A 14,329-nucleotide genomic window follows, 5' to 3' on the forward strand; every position below is an offset into this window, starting at 1 on the left:
AATTTTATGCTAATAACCGAAATCTTTTTTAATCGCTTCGGCTTTTTCAAGCATAAAATCGGAGTCAAGGAAGGCGATGTTCTTTTTTCCATAGGCATTCTGATAGATCCTCATGGCTTTTTTAGGATTGCCCGTCTCCTCTTCATAACGGGCTTCGAAGAAGGTCCCGAGCATGGTGCCTGGATAATGATCATTGGCCATTTTGTAAAGAGGCTTATATTCCTCCCAGTTCTTTGTTTTTTCAATTGCATTATATACCGCCATGAAATCATTTACACTAATCTGTCTTTCCAGTCCATACAGTTCCTGAATCGAATTATATTTTTCAGCAAGATATTCTGAAGGAGAAATAGAAGTCTGTAGCAGGATCTCATTATAATCTTTACGGGAGATAGGACGGTAGATGGTGAACATGTTTTCTATTGCTGACGGAATTGCCTTTCCAACCAAAGAATAGTGAGTGGCATCCTGAAAATTGTCGAATTTATAATTAAGGTTCTTGTTATCCACATTTTTTAACTGGTTGTCCAGGGCCATTATTTCTTCTTTAAGTGAAGGAATATCATCGGTTGCCGTAGCCAGATAGAACCATTTCTTGGTTTCAGAAGTGTTAAGGGCATTGGTTATTCTGCCGGGCATCTCGGGAGCCATGTCCGGACTCAAATTGATGTAGCCCTGGAAGATAGGGTTCTCTTTTAGTAAGTAATAGTTGATAAAATTAGAGGTGAAGTCGTGGCCGATGATAATTCTGAAATTAGCGGTGCGGTATTTTTGGTCCATCTGTGCCAGAAGCTCCATACCGATGAATTCAAAGAATTTAGCTCCCTTGCCTACTGGAAGAAAATTATTCTCAGCATAGGCGGTGTCATCCATTCTTATCCCGTCCTGGTTGATTCCAACCACGATCATTTCAGGGACATCCTCCCAATAAGAATAGTAATCTACGATACCGGCTACCGGTTCAAAAAGGTAATCACCATCCAGAACTACCACAACCGGGTATCTCTTTTCAGTGTTTTCTTCATAATTTCTGGGGAGTTGAATTTTTAACTGCCTGGTCTCTCCCAGTTTTTCTGAGGAAATACTTTCGTATTTAATCTGCGCGCAGGTTAATAACGGCAATAAAATTGCCATTAGAGGTAATAATCTTTTCATAGGTGTAGTATTGATTCGGACCTACAATATATGTATTATTTCCTATTGTTTAAAAGAGGGAGAAAAATAAAGGATAATCCTCCAAAGAGCAGGACTACAGCGGTTTGTGTGGCCCATGAGATCCATCCGAAAGCTTCTGCACCATGCTTTTCAACCCCGAAAAACATCAAAATACCGGCTACGGCAAGAGGGTAAACACCTATCCCGCCGTTTGTTGCAGAAACTGCAAATGATCCAATTACAAATGCAGCCATGATGGTCCCTAGCGGAGTGCCTGCAGTTTCGGGAATGCTTAGTTTGATGACGAAGAACATCAAAAGATACATGCACCATATAAAGACCGTATGAAGGATAAAGGCCCATTTTTGTTTCATTTTCAGGATGCTTTTCATTCCTTCAAGAAGGCCTTTCGCAAGCGTTTTAAGTTTTTTAAATGGTAGCCATGATGAACGGCGCACTATGTTTATTCCAAGTACGGTTATGCCTACAAGACCAAGAAATATAAAGAATGTATATAAGGGATTTATATTCTGGGATTGGAGGTAGCCTAATAAGTCATCGGTTTGAAAAAGTAAGGCAATGCCTACAATGAGCATTAAGATTAACAGGTCTGCAACCCTTTCGGATATAATAGTCCCGAATCCTTTTTCAAATGGCACATCTTCATAAGTGCTTAGAGTAACAGCTCTTAGAACCTCACCCGATCTTGGGATGCCAAAGTTTGCCAGATATGCTGCCATTACCGCCATAAACCGGTTGGAGAGTGAAGACTGGTAACCCATAGGTTCCAGCATGTACTTCCAGCGGTGGGCTCTGGAGAGATGGGAGAGCGCTCCCAGAAAGAATGAAACAAAGATCCATGCTGTATTTGCTTCCAGGATGCTTTGCCATAAATTTTCACGTTCTTGTGGAGTAGAACTTCCCAGGGAATACCAGATTAAAAAAATCCCCAACAAAAGGGGAATACCTATCTTTAATATCCTGGTTAGTTTCTTGTTCACTAATAATTATTTCAGCAGATTGGTTTCTTCGTCCGGAAATACAAGGGACGGTTTGAAGCTCTTGGCTTCTTCAATTTCCATAATTCCATAGGCGATGATGATTAGTACATCTCCTTTTGCTACTTTTCTTGCTGCAGCACCATTAAGGGTTATTTCACCAGAGTTCCTTGGACCGGGAATAACATAGGTCTCCAGTCTTTCTCCGTTGTTATTGTTTACTATCTGAACCTTCTCTCCTTCAATTATGTTGGCTGCTTCCATAAGGTCTTCATCTATGGTAACGCTTCCAATATAGTTTAAATCGGCACCTGTTACTTTTACCCGGTGAATTTTTGATTTTACTACGTGAACCTGCATGTTTTAATTTAGTTATCTAGGGCAATATTATCAATTAGTCTAATATCATCGGCATAGGCGGCGATAAAAGCCCTGTATTGATTTCCTTTTCTTTTCTTGTTTATTTTTTCCAAAGTTCGGGAATCGGCGATTTCAAAATATTCCAATTTCAGATAGGGATAGTTTGCGAATCTTTCCTCAACCCAATTCGTTATATACTGTGCACTTTTTGTGCCAAATAGGCCTTTTACATCCTTAAGAGTTTCGTATATAAAAGCCGCCTTTTCACGGTTTCGGCTACTTAGACGTTCATTTCTTGAAGACCTTGCAAGTCCGGATTTCTCTCTTAAAATCGGGCAGCCCACGATCTCCACAGGTAGGCCGGTCTTCTCTGTCAACTTTCTGATTATCTGTAATTGCTGAAAATCCTTTTCTCCGAAGAAGGCCTTATCCGGAGTGAGGACTTCAAAAAGTCGTTTTACCACGGTCCCGACGCCGTCAAAGTGTCCATTTCGGTATTTGCCTTCCATCACCGAGTCCAATCCTTCGAAATCAAAATTTTCGGAAAGTACTGTATCTCCATATAATTCATTTGCAGAAGGAAAGAAGACCCATAGATCACCTGGTTTGTCCTTTAAAAGTTCAAGTAAAAGGTCAAGGTCTTTTTCCGGAGTACGCGGATATTTTTCCAGGTCGTCCCTATTATCGAACTGGGTAGGGTTTACAAAAATGCTTACTATAACCTGATTGGTTTCTTTCATAGCATTTTCTACCAGAGATAGGTGGCCTTCGTGAAGAGCGCCCATAGTAGGTACAAGACCAATGCTTTGATCTTCAGATTTTGCCTTCTGAATAGCCTTTTTTATCTCTTCTTTCTCCCTAAAAACCTGCATTTTATTATAAAATTAACAGCGTGCAAACTTAATATATCTCTGGCAATCTGCATAAAATTTTGTAATTTTGCGTGTTTTTTATTCGGAAACGCAACTAAAGCAAAGAATTTATGAAAGATAAGAGAGTATTATACGTCTCATCTGAAGTTATACCTTACCTGCCTGAAACCGACATCTCCTCAACCTCTTTTGAAGCTGCAAAAATGGTTAACAACCTTGGAGGCCAAATAAGAATTTTTATGCCGAGGTTTGGGAATATTAATGAAAGAAGACATCAGCTCCATGAAGTGATAAGACTTTCAGGAATGAACCTCGTGATCAACGATCTGGACATGCCTCTAATCATAAAAGTGGCGTCAATTCCAAAAGAAAGAATGCAGGTTTACTTTATAGATAATGAAGATTATTTTAAAAGAAAAGCTACTTTGACAGATGAGGATGGGAACCTTTTTCCGGATAATGATGAACGCGCCATATTCTTTGCGAAAGGAGTGATAGAAACGGTAAAAAAACTTAACTGGTCGCCAGATATTATTCATGTGCATGGCTGGTTGTCTTCCCTGTTACCATTGTACTTAAGGAATTACTATGGGAATGAGCCGTTATTCAAGAATTCAAAAATAGTTACCTCTGTTTACAATCAAAGCTTTGAAGGGACGTTAGATAACACGATGCATAAAAAAGTTTTGTTTGACGGACTTGAAAATTCCAATGTAAAACATTTAAAAAGCCCTACTTTTGTCAACCTGTTAAAAACAGCTGTGGATAATTCTGATGCTGTGGTGATTGGCGGGGATAATGTACCTGAAGATTTGAAGAAATATATAGATAAATTGAATAAACCAGTACTTCCATTCACCGAAAAGGAAAATTTCTCCCAGGCTTATCAGGATTTTTATACAACTAAAGTATTGACTGAATAGTAAGTAAAAGCATTAAATGAAATTAAATAGATTGTTACAAATGGCAACCTTCCTGGTTGTTGTTTTCGTTTTTGTAGGATGTGATGAAGATTACACAGATATTGGAGGGGAGATCATAAATAACCCTACCGATGTTGAATTAAGGGAAATTGAGGTAGATGCCTATTCCAGAAAAATCAATTCCATTCAAACCAATAATCTCACTAACTATTTTCTGGGTGTTAATAAAAATCCGGTCTACGGTGAAAGCACTGCAAGTATTGTAACTCAGTTGACTTTGGGAAGCACCGACCCTAGTTTTGGAGAGAATGTAGAACTGGATAGTGTCGTGATGACAATTCCTTATTTTTCTACGGAAGATGTGACTTCCAGTGATGCAGAGAATATTGAATATGTTCTGGATTCGGTTTATGGAGAAGGTTCTTTCAAACTTTCGGTTTATGAAACTTCTTATTTTTTGAATGATCTTGATCCTAATGCAGGATTTGAAGAAAGACAGAAATATTATTCAGATCAGCAACAGGAAATTGAAGAAAACATTGTAGGAGAGCCTTTATATGTTGATGAAAACTTTCAGCCGTCTTCTGATTCATTTGAAACCTATGAGATTAGTGAGGCTGGAGTAAACGATACGATTGCAAATACTCCGGCGCTTTATGCTAAGCTTCCGGTAACTTATTTTAAACAAAAAATCATCGATAAAGAAGGTTCTGAAGAACTTCTTAATAATACCAGTTTTAAGAACTACCTGCGAAGTCTTTTCATAAAAGCTGAAGCTAATACTACTGAAGGATCCCAGATTCTTTTTAATCTACAAAACGGTAAGATTACGCTCTACTATACCTATGATGTAGAAGAAGACGGGTCAACAGTCCGTAAAAGAGGGAAATATAACCTCAATATGTCAGGAGGTAATAAGTTTAATACCTATAAAGGAGAATTTCCTGAAACCGTATTGGGAGCTATTGAAAGTCAGGCTGTAGGGACAGGGTCTGAAAATCTTTACCTGAAAGCTCAGGAAGGCAGTATGGCGGTGATAAATCTATTTCCTGACCCGACAGTTTTAGATGAGCTGAAGGAGAATAACTGGCTGATTAATGAAGCTAATCTCATCTTTTATGTTGATCAGGATAAACTGAATGGCGCTGTTGAGCCGGAGAGGTTGTATCTTTATGATCTTGAGAATAATAGAATCCTGGCTGATTATCAAACCGACGCTACTATCAATGAAAGTAATCCTCTGGTTTCCAGAACTAATTTTTCCTCCAGACTGGAAAGAGGTGAGGATGAAAATGGGATATTCTATAAGTTAAGAGTAACTCAGCATGTTTCTAATATGATTAGAGAAGATCTGGATAATGTAAAACTAGGTCTGGTAATAACCGGAAATATCAATAATACTAATTTATCTGCCGTGAGAAATGTTGAGGATGTGGAAAGAGTTCCGGGTTCTACAATGCTTACTCCATATGGAACTGTCTTGCATGGCGATGAATCATCGAATGAGGAAAAAAGACTTAAATTAAGGATTTATTATACCGACTATTAATAGGAAGAATTATGTGTGGAATTGTTGGATATATAGGACATAGGGAAGCTTATCCCATAGTTTTAAAAGGTCTTCAGAGACTGGAGTATAGAGGTTATGACAGTGCAGGAATAGCCTTGTTTGATGGCTCAGAACTTAAAATGAGCAAGACCAAGGGAAAGGTCGCCGATTTAAAGGCAAGACTGGAAAGTGAAATTTCTACTAATGGTACAGTGGGAATTGGTCATACAAGATGGGCAACGCATGGTGAACCAAATGATGTAAACTCTCACCCTCATTATTCTAACTCAGGGGATCTTGTAATTATCCATAATGGTATTATTGAGAATTACGATGCCCTTAAAAAAGAGTTGAAGAAAAGAGGTTATACTTTTAAAAGTGATACAGATACCGAAGTTCTTGTGAATCTTATTGAAGATGTTATCAAGAAAGAAGGTGTGAAGCTGGGAAAAGCCGTTCAGATCGCTCTCAATCAAACCGTAGGAGCATATGCGATCGCGGTTTTTAATAAAACCAAGCCAGACGAGATCGTGGTGGCCAGACTGGGAAGTCCGTTGGCAATTGGAGTTGGAGAGGATGAATTCTTTGTTGCTTCAGATGCATCACCTTTTATTGAGTTCACTAATAATGCTATCTATCTTGAGGATGGAGAAATGGCAGTGGTTAGGAGACATAAAGATGTTCGTGTAAGAAAGATCAAGGACGATTCTTTAGTAGATCCTTATATCCAGGAACTTCAGTTGAACCTTGAGCAGATCGAAAAGGGAGGTTATGAGCATTTCATGCTGAAAGAGATCCATGAACAACCGAGTGCTATAAGTGACACTTATCGTGGAAGAATGCTTGCAGATAAAGGTATTATCAGAATGGCAGGAGTTGACGATAATATGGAGCGTATTGCGAACGCAAAACGTATTATTATTGTCGCCTGTGGTACTTCATGGCATGCCGGATTGGTTGCTGAATATATTTTTGAAGATATTGCCAGAATTCCGGTAGAGGTAGAGTATGCATCTGAATTCAGATACAGGAATCCCGTTATCACAGAAAATGATGTGGTGATCGCCATCTCTCAGAGTGGCGAAACTGCCGATACCATGGCTGCCATAAAGCTTGCCAAGGAAAAAGGAGCCTTTGCTTTTGGAGTGTGTAACGTTGTAGGTTCTTCAATTTCAAGAGAAACTCATGCCGGAGCCTATACCCATGCTGGGCCGGAGATCGGGGTGGCCTCAACAAAAGCCTTTACCACTCAGATCACAGTTTTAACCCTGATGGCTCTGAAGCTAGGTAAATTTAAAGGAACAATATCAAATAGCGAATTCCAGTTCCATTTACAGGAAATGGATAGAATTCCGGAAAAAGTTAAAGAGGCCCTTAAGTCTGATGAACTGATTCAGGAAATTGCCTTTAAGTATAAAGATGCTCCGAATTGCCTGTATTTAGGACGGGGATATAATTTTCCGGTCGCGCTGGAAGGAGCTCTAAAATTAAAGGAGATCTCTTATATTCATGCTGAAGGATATCCTGCTGCTGAAATGAAGCACGGCCCGATAGCATTGATTGATGAGCAGATGCCTGTGGTTGTAATCGCAACTAAAAAAGGGCACTATGAAAAAGTAGTTAGTAACATTCAGGAGATCAAATCCAGAAAAGGAAAGATCATCGCGGTGGTTACCAAAGGAGACGAAGAGGTAAGAGAACTTGCCGACTACGTGATCGAGGTACCGGAAACCATAGAATCGCTTACTCCGCTTTTAACTACGATTCCGTTACAATTACTTTCTTATCATATAGCTGTCATGCTTGGCAAGAATGTAGATCAGCCTAGAAACCTGGCGAAATCGGTGACTGTAGAATAAAATATAACGCATTATTTATATAAAAATCTTCCTGATGCATCAGGAAGATTTTTGTTTTTATACATTCTTCCAAACAATTTTGGATGCTTTTAATCAGGTTTTTAGCGGAATTGGGAAACATGTAAAACTTCTCAAAAATTCAATATGTTTTTTGCGAGAAAAATTTATCTTTGCAGCCTGAAAATAACCTGTTTCTTTTTTATGGAATTTTAAATCAGGGAAATAGGTTTTTTGAAATTTTACATATTAAAAATTAAAGAATTAGATAAATGTCTAAAGTCACAGGTAAAGTTGCCCAGATTATTGGTCCTGTAGTTGACGTTGTGTTCGACTCAGAAAATGCTGAACTGCCAAAGATCTACGATTCTTTGGAAATTACCAGAAAAGATGGTTCTATTTTGGTTCTTGAGGTGCAGTCCCACATTGGTGAGGATGTTGTAAGAACAGTCTCTATGGATTCTACTGACGGTCTTAGCCGTGGAGTAGAAGTTCTTTCTACTGGAAACCCCATTCAAATGCCAATTGGTAAAGATATTTACGGGCGATTATTTAACGTAGTAGGAGATGCGATCGATGGTTTAGGAAATCTTCCTAAAGCTGGGAAAGATGGACTTCCAATTCACCGTGAAGCACCAAAATTTGAAGACTTATCTGTGTCTACTGAAGTACTTTTTACAGGGATCAAAGTAATCGATCTTATCGAGCCTTATGCAAAAGGTGGTAAGATTGGTCTGTTTGGTGGTGCCGGAGTTGGTAAAACAGTGCTTATCCAGGAATTGATTAATAACATCGCGAAAGGTCACGGTGGACTTTCTGTATTTGCAGGAGTTGGAGAGAGAACCAGAGAAGGGAATGACCTTCTTAGAGAGATGTTGGAATCTGGTATTATAAAATACGGTGATGATTTCATGCATTCAATGGAAGAAGGTGGATGGGATCTTCAAAAAGTAGATAAAAAAGTAATGAAGGAATCGAAAGCGACTTTCGTTTTCGGACAGATGAACGAACCTCCGGGAGCACGTGCTCGTGTGGCGCTTTCTGGTCTTACTATTGCGGAATTCTTCCGTGATGGAGCTGGAGAAGGTCAGGGGAAAGACGTTCTCTTCTTCGTAGATAACATTTTCCGTTTCACACAGGCAGGTTCTGAGGTGTCTGCACTTCTTGGACGTATGCCTTCAGCGGTAGGTTACCAGCCTACACTTGCAACAGAGATGGGTGCAATGCAGGAACGTATTACTTCTACTAAGAATGGTTCTATTACTTCTGTACAGGCAGTTTATGTACCTGCTGATGACTTGACCGACCCTGCGCCGGCAACGACTTTCGCTCACCTTGATGCAACAACAGTACTTTCACGTAAGATTGCCGAGCTTGGTATCTACCCTGCGGTGGATCCACTTGATTCAACTTCAAGAATTCTTACTCCGGATATCTTAGGTAAGGAGCATTATGATTGTGCGCAGAGAGTAAAAGAGTTACTACAGAGATATAAAGAACTTCAGGATATTATTGCCATCCTTGGTATGGAAGAGCTTTCTGAAGAAGATAAGTTAGCGGTATCACGTGCAAGACGTGTTCAGCGTTTCCTTTCTCAGCCATTCCACGTTGCAGAGCAGTTTACTGGTCTTAAGGGAGTGCTTGTAGATATTAAGGAAACTATCAAAGGTTTCAATATGATCATGGATGGTGAGTTAGATCATCTACCGGAAGCTGCCTTCAACCTTAAGGGTACTATAGAGGAAGCGATTGAGGCCGGTGAGAAAATGCTTGCTGAATCATAAATAGTATATAGTATTGAGTAGTTAGTATTGAGATTTAATAATGCTAACTACTCACTACTCAATACTTAATACTGAAAAAAATATGTATTTAGAGATAGTAACTCCTGAAGCAGTAGTTTTTAGAGCTGAAGTGGATGCAGTAAAAGTTCCCGGGCACGATGGTGAATTCCAGATGCTGAACAACCACGCGCCAATTGTTTCTACTCTTACTGAAGGTGATGTTAAGATAGACCTTGCCTCCGGAAGTCAGAATGAAATAAAATTCAAGGAAAGTCCTTTCAAATCTGATAAGGAAGCAAGCGTTCTTTATTACACTATTAAAGGAGGAGTTCTTGAACTTAAGGACAATAAAGCTATAATCTTAGCCGATTAACCTCGGGACATAAGAATAAAATTAAAGGCCTTTCTAATGAAAGGCCTTTTTGTTTTTCCTGATAATTTTAAAAACTATCTGAAACTTTCAGCTTTTATTTAATAGAAGTTTTCTGTAAAATATAGACCTCACAGGTTTTTATAGCCTGTGAGGTTTTAAACTATTTAGCTTCAAGCCAGTTTTTTCTGTTTTTCAAAGCTTCTTGCGAGGCTTTTTCGTCTATACTGATTGAGAAGGAAGGATCGGCTTCCAGACTGACCTCTGTTTCCCTTTCATTTTCAAATCTTTTAAAAACTACCTTGACAATTCCGTTCTCGTTGTTTTCAAGAATAGATTTAAAACCCTCCAGTGTGGTCACCTTATTTCCATCTATACTAATGATGATATCTCCGGAGTCCAGCCCTGCCTTATAGGCCGGACTTGATTTAAAAGTGTTTCTCACTATTTCCAGACCGTCTTCCGTAGCTCTTAAGGAAGCTCCGAAATAGACTTTTTCTTCTTCCTGTGCCAGTTTCATTCCTGTCGATTCGAATAATTTTTGATAATCAGGTCTTTTACTGTCGTAGATATGCTTGCTGAAAAATTCAGTTGCAAATTTTTCACCCGCATATTCCTTTAATGTTTCTTCAATATCTTCTATTTGATAAGCAACCTCGGTTTTTCCGTATTTCAGCCACATGAGTTTCATGAAATCGTCAAGATTCAAACCCTGTTGTCTTAGTGCAAGATCAAGGGCGAGTCCAAGAACACTTCCGTAAGAATAATAAGAAACAAAGGTGTTTTCCCGGTTTACCGGATCAACCGAAGTGGCGGCATCAACAAAAGGTGCCTGGTAGCTCATTTCAATGGGGTTGAAATACTGAAGAGCCGGAGAGTTCCATACATAATTGAAAGTTCCTGAAAGGCCTTTTATATAGTCCTCCGGGCTTATCACGTTTGCCCTGCAAAGCATTAGCCCGGTATAATAACTGGTAAAACCTTCTGCGAACCAGAGCGAGCCGGTCATGTTGGCTTCGGCAAAGTCAAACGGCTCCAGTTCATCAGGTCTTATTCGCTCCACGTTCCATGCATGAAAGAACTCATGAGCAACGGTACCTATGTTTCCTTTCATTCCCCCTTCTGCAAGGCTCTCTGTATCGGTTAGAATAGTGCTGTTGCGATGCTCCATTCCATCACCGGAAACATTTGGCATGTAACAGGCTAAAAAAGTATATTCATCATAATCAAATTCAGGTAATTCACCGTAAACCGCCTTTTCCTGTTCCACAATACGCTTCACCTGCTCAAAATATTCAGAAAATTGTTCTTCCGTACCTTCATGATGTAAAACAAATCTTATACTCTGGCCGTCAAGATCAAATTCTTTCACATTAAAATCACTGATTTCGGTAGGGCTATCCATGAAATAATATAGATCCGGAGCCGAATAAGTGGTGCCCGATTCTTCTTTGAGCTGCGTGGCGACTTTCCAGTTAAGGTCTTCCCTTACATCAAAATTTACTGTTACAGGTCTATGTTCAAATTCTTCAGCATACATGAAAGTAGCGGGGATATTGAGGTGGGCATGGGTTTCATCTATCTGGGAATAGGTTCCATCACCACGATTGGCAAAAAGTATATATTCGATATTTATAGTCCCGTCGTGATCGCTGACTTTCCATGAATAAGGATCGGGTCTTTCAAATTTTAGAGGTTCTCCCTGGCTATTGGTTGCTTTAAAGCCGTAGACATTCTTGGCGAATTCGTGTAAGGCATAGCGTCCCGGCGAGGTGCGACTCATTCTAACAATTACTGAATTTGACTTTAATTCAGGAAAAGTGATGTTGACTTTCGCTTCGTGATGGTCTGCATTATCAAAAGAAATATGATACGTGTTGGTCTGGGCCGTAGCTAAAGCACTTATGAACAAGCCCAACAAAACTAATGTTCGCATAATTTATTTTTGAAATGAGCTCTAAAGTAAAAATATTGTGTGACATATGGCCCAGGCCAATTTTAGATTTAGGTATACTTTAATTAAGGTCTTTTGAGTACTTTCTTTTATCTCTCTACACTATTATTGGTAGTAAGTGTTTTTCTAATCAAGAATCTTCAATAATAACTATTATATTTGCGGGAAACAGATTTAAATTAAGTATGCTTACCGCAATTCTTACAGGTTTTCTATTTTCTATTTTTCTCGTTTTCGCGGGGAAATTTTTTAAAGGTAAGCTGTCGATCCTGTCTTCTTTAATTCCCTTAGGCCTTTTCATTTATTTTTTCCAATTCATAATACCTGTCTCGAATGGTGAGGTGATCATGCGGTCCTATGAATGGATCCCCTCTTTCGGGGTGGATCTTGGTTTTAAACTGGATGGGCTGTCCTTACTGTTTACGCTTTTGATCACCGGAATTGGATTTTTGGTGTTCTTCTACACTTCTTCGTATTTAAAGGGGCATGAATACCTGGATCGTTTTTATGGGTATCTGGCGTCCTTTATGGGCGCAATGCTGGGACTTGTTCTTTCTGATAACATGATCACCTTATTCGTGTTCTGGGAACTAACCAGTATAAGTTCTTTCTTCCTTATTGGATTCAATAACAGGAGTGCAGCCTCAAGAAAATCGGCTATGACAGCCCTTGGTATTACGGGTATTGGTGGCTTGTTGCTTTTAGCTGGAGCGCTTCTGCTAAATAATATTACCGGGACTTACAGTATTTCGGAGATGCTCAGCATGAGTGAGGCTATTAGAGGGAACGAATATTATATTGCTGTCGTACTTCTGATATTTGGAGCAGCTTTTACCAAATCAGCCCAATTCCCGTTTCATTTCTGGTTGCCAGGAGCGATGAAGGCGCCTACACCGGTTTCAACCTATCTCCACTCTGCGACGATGGTGAAAGCGGGTGTTTATTTATTGATGAGGTTCACCCCTGTACTGGGTGGTGAGAATTTTTGGAATACAAGTTTGATGATAATAGGTGGAATAACGATGCTTTATTCTGCTATTCATACTATTTTTAGAACCGATCTTAAAGGTATCCTGGCCTATTCTACCATATCAGCTCTGGGGATACTTGTTTTTTTAACAGGTTTGGGTACTCGGGAAGCATTTCTTGCCGCGGCAGTTTTTATAATAGTTCATGCCCTATATAAAGCGACTTTATTCCTTGTTACGGGTATTATAGATCATCAGACCCATACCAGAAATGTGACAAAACTGGCAGGACTTAATAAAGTAATGTTGCCGGTAGGGATCGCCGGGATCCTGGCAGCTATTTCCAGTGCAGGGATACCGCCAACTATTGGATTCGTTGGGAAGGAGCTTACTTATGAAGCTTCGCTCCATTCTGAGACTTTGGTCATCCTGCTGATGATAGCAATTGTACTTACCAAAATATTCCTTTTATATGCCGGGTTTGTGGCCGGAATAAAACCTTTTACGGGTAAATTGCCAGAGGAGCATACAAATGTAAAAATGCCGGATTTTGTTCTGTGGACCCCACCTTTATTATTGGCCCTGCTTGGGCTTGTATTTGGTGTGGCACCTTTCATTATAGATTCTCCTATAATAAAACCGGTGGTAGAAGCCATGGGAGCTGATGCTAGCGAAGTCCATCTGGCCTTGTGGCATGGTTTTAATATGGTATTTATTTTAAGCCTTATTACCATAGGCGTTGGTATTGCGCTCTATTTTGTGGTAAAACCTTCAGAAAAACTTGAAACAGCTGTAGCCAGATTTGAATCTATTTCACCGGAATCAATCCTTGAGAAATTCAACAGGATATTCGTAAGTATTTCAAATTTCTGGACAGATTTTTTTCAAAATGGTTATTTAAGGAACTACATTTCAATTATTATCCTGTTCCTTGTTGTTCTGATAGGTTATATAATGTTTGGAAACACCAGGTTTGTGATAGATTATCATTCATTATCCAGGATCACGGTATATGAGATCACTGCCACTCTTATTCTGATTGCAGGTATATTTTACACTGTATTTACCCAATCCAGACTTGCGGCAGTGGTGGCAATGGGAGTAGTTGGTCTGGCTATCTGTTTGATTTTTATATTCTATAGTGCTCCCGATCTCGCGATGACCCAGTTCTCTATAGATACTTTGACGGTCATCCTTTTTGTACTTGTACTATATAAACTGCCAAAATATCTGAAACTCTCAGATTATAAAACAAGGTTACGGGATGGTATCCTATCCTCAATTTTTGGTCTGCTTATCGCAACTCTGGCCTTACAGGTTATTGCGGAGCCGGTAAATAAGGATATAGGAAACTTTTATGCCCAGAATGCCTACCTTGAAGCCCATGGGAAGAATGTGGTGAATGTTATTCTCGTCGACTTCCGGGGAGCTGATACACTTATTGAGATATCGGTACTGTCCATTGCCGCAGTTGGAGTTTTCGGACTTATGAAGTTAAGGCTTAAAATGGCAGATAGAAAACGATACGAGGATAGATAGA

At 39.5% G+C, this 14,329-nt stretch carries 11 protein-coding genes; 6 read left to right on the forward strand and 5 right to left on the reverse strand.

Annotated features, from left to right (window positions below; all coding sequences use genetic code 11):
• Positions 1-9: 9 nt before the first annotated feature.
• The 4 genes from LU635_RS03490 to panC are packed head-to-tail and all read right to left on the reverse strand — an operon-like array spanning position 10 to position 3,385.
• Positions 10-1,155, reverse strand: coding sequence for an alpha/beta hydrolase (locus LU635_RS03490; protein ID WP_240096230.1), 1,146 nt, complete (start codon positions 1,153-1,155; stop codon positions 10-12).
• Between the two features lie 35 nt (positions 1,156-1,190).
• Positions 1,191-2,156 carry a lysylphosphatidylglycerol synthase transmembrane domain-containing protein gene (locus LU635_RS03495; RefSeq protein ID WP_240096232.1) on the reverse strand — a complete coding sequence of 322 codons (966 nt, stop codon included), beginning with the start codon at positions 2,154-2,156 and terminating at the stop codon, positions 1,191-1,193.
• Positions 2,157-2,162: 6 nt separating this feature from the next.
• Positions 2,163-2,513, reverse strand: coding sequence for an aspartate 1-decarboxylase (panD, locus tag LU635_RS03500; protein ID WP_240096234.1), 351 nt, complete (start codon positions 2,511-2,513; stop codon positions 2,163-2,165).
• Positions 2,514-2,521: 8 nt separating this feature from the next.
• Entirely contained in the window at positions 2,522-3,385 is an 864-nt protein-coding gene (gene panC / locus LU635_RS03505; RefSeq protein ID WP_240096236.1) for a pantoate--beta-alanine ligase, read from the reverse strand.
• Positions 3,386-3,495: 110 nt separating this feature from the next.
• On the opposite strand from panC, the gene LU635_RS03510 reads away from it, so the two are divergent.
• From LU635_RS03510 to LU635_RS03530, 5 genes are all read left to right on the forward strand, one after another.
• Positions 3,496-4,308 (forward strand): glycogen/starch synthase, encoded by an 813-nt coding sequence (locus LU635_RS03510; RefSeq protein ID WP_240096238.1) that lies wholly within the window; start codon positions 3,496-3,498, stop codon positions 4,306-4,308.
• A gap of 16 nt (positions 4,309-4,324) precedes the next feature.
• Positions 4,325-5,857 carry a BamH family beta-barrel-assembly machinery protein gene (gene bamH / locus LU635_RS03515; protein ID WP_240096240.1) on the forward strand — a complete coding sequence of 511 codons (1,533 nt, stop codon included), beginning with the start codon at positions 4,325-4,327 and terminating at the stop codon, positions 5,855-5,857.
• 11 nt (positions 5,858-5,868) lie between these two features.
• Entirely contained in the window at positions 5,869-7,716 is a 1,848-nt protein-coding gene (gene glmS, locus LU635_RS03520) for a glutamine--fructose-6-phosphate transaminase (isomerizing) (RefSeq protein ID WP_240096242.1), read from the forward strand.
• A 269-nt stretch (positions 7,717-7,985) separates the two neighbouring features.
• Positions 7,986-9,497: a F0F1 ATP synthase subunit beta gene (gene atpD, locus LU635_RS03525; protein ID WP_240096244.1), complete on the forward strand. Its 1,512-nt coding sequence runs from the start codon at positions 7,986-7,988 to the stop codon at positions 9,495-9,497.
• Between the two features lie 82 nt (positions 9,498-9,579).
• Complete coding sequence (locus LU635_RS03530) at positions 9,580-9,870, forward strand: F0F1 ATP synthase subunit delta/epsilon (RefSeq protein ID WP_240096245.1); 291 nt, start codon at positions 9,580-9,582, stop codon at positions 9,868-9,870.
• A 160-nt stretch (positions 9,871-10,030) separates the two neighbouring features.
• Here the strand turns inward: LU635_RS03530 and LU635_RS03535 are convergent, their stop codons facing one another.
• Entirely contained in the window at positions 10,031-11,803 is a 1,773-nt protein-coding gene (locus tag LU635_RS03535) for a M61 family metallopeptidase (protein WP_240096246.1), read from the reverse strand.
• A gap of 203 nt (positions 11,804-12,006) precedes the next feature.
• Between LU635_RS03535 and LU635_RS03540 the strand changes: the two genes are divergently transcribed.
• The gene (locus LU635_RS03540) at positions 12,007-14,328 is read left to right on the forward strand and encodes a putative monovalent cation/H+ antiporter subunit A (RefSeq protein ID WP_240096247.1); all 2,322 of its coding nucleotides are present in this window, start codon (positions 12,007-12,009) and stop codon (positions 14,326-14,328) included.
• Position 14,329 lies beyond the last annotated feature (1 nt).

This window comes from Christiangramia crocea (assembly GCF_022410465.1).
Lineage (GTDB): Bacteria > Bacteroidota > Bacteroidia > Flavobacteriales > Flavobacteriaceae > Christiangramia > Christiangramia crocea.

Excerpts from the sequence above, each read along its gene's own strand:
- LU635_RS03490 (WP_240096230.1), bottom strand. The coding sequence starts at position 1,155 with ATGAAAAGATTATTACCTCTAATGGCAATTTTATTGCCGTTATTAACC.
- LU635_RS03535 (WP_240096246.1), bottom strand. The coding sequence starts at position 11,803 with ATGCGAACATTAGTTTTGTTGGGCTTGTTCATAAGTGCTTTAGCTACG.
- LU635_RS03530 (WP_240096245.1), top strand. The coding sequence starts at position 9,580 with ATGTATTTAGAGATAGTAACTCCTGAAGCAGTAGTTTTTAGAGCTGAA.
- LU635_RS03540 (WP_240096247.1), top strand. The coding sequence starts at position 12,007 with ATGCTTACCGCAATTCTTACAGGTTTTCTATTTTCTATTTTTCTCGTT.
- LU635_RS03510 (WP_240096238.1), top strand. The coding sequence starts at position 3,496 with ATGAAAGATAAGAGAGTATTATACGTCTCATCTGAAGTTATACCTTAC.
- glmS (WP_240096242.1), top strand. The coding sequence starts at position 5,869 with ATGTGTGGAATTGTTGGATATATAGGACATAGGGAAGCTTATCCCATA.
- panD (WP_240096234.1), bottom strand. The coding sequence starts at position 2,513 with ATGCAGGTTCACGTAGTAAAATCAAAAATTCACCGGGTAAAAGTAACA.
- panC (WP_240096236.1), bottom strand. The coding sequence starts at position 3,385 with ATGCAGGTTTTTAGGGAGAAAGAAGAGATAAAAAAGGCTATTCAGAAG.
- bamH (WP_240096240.1), top strand. The coding sequence starts at position 4,325 with ATGAAATTAAATAGATTGTTACAAATGGCAACCTTCCTGGTTGTTGTT.
- atpD (WP_240096244.1), top strand. The coding sequence starts at position 7,986 with ATGTCTAAAGTCACAGGTAAAGTTGCCCAGATTATTGGTCCTGTAGTT.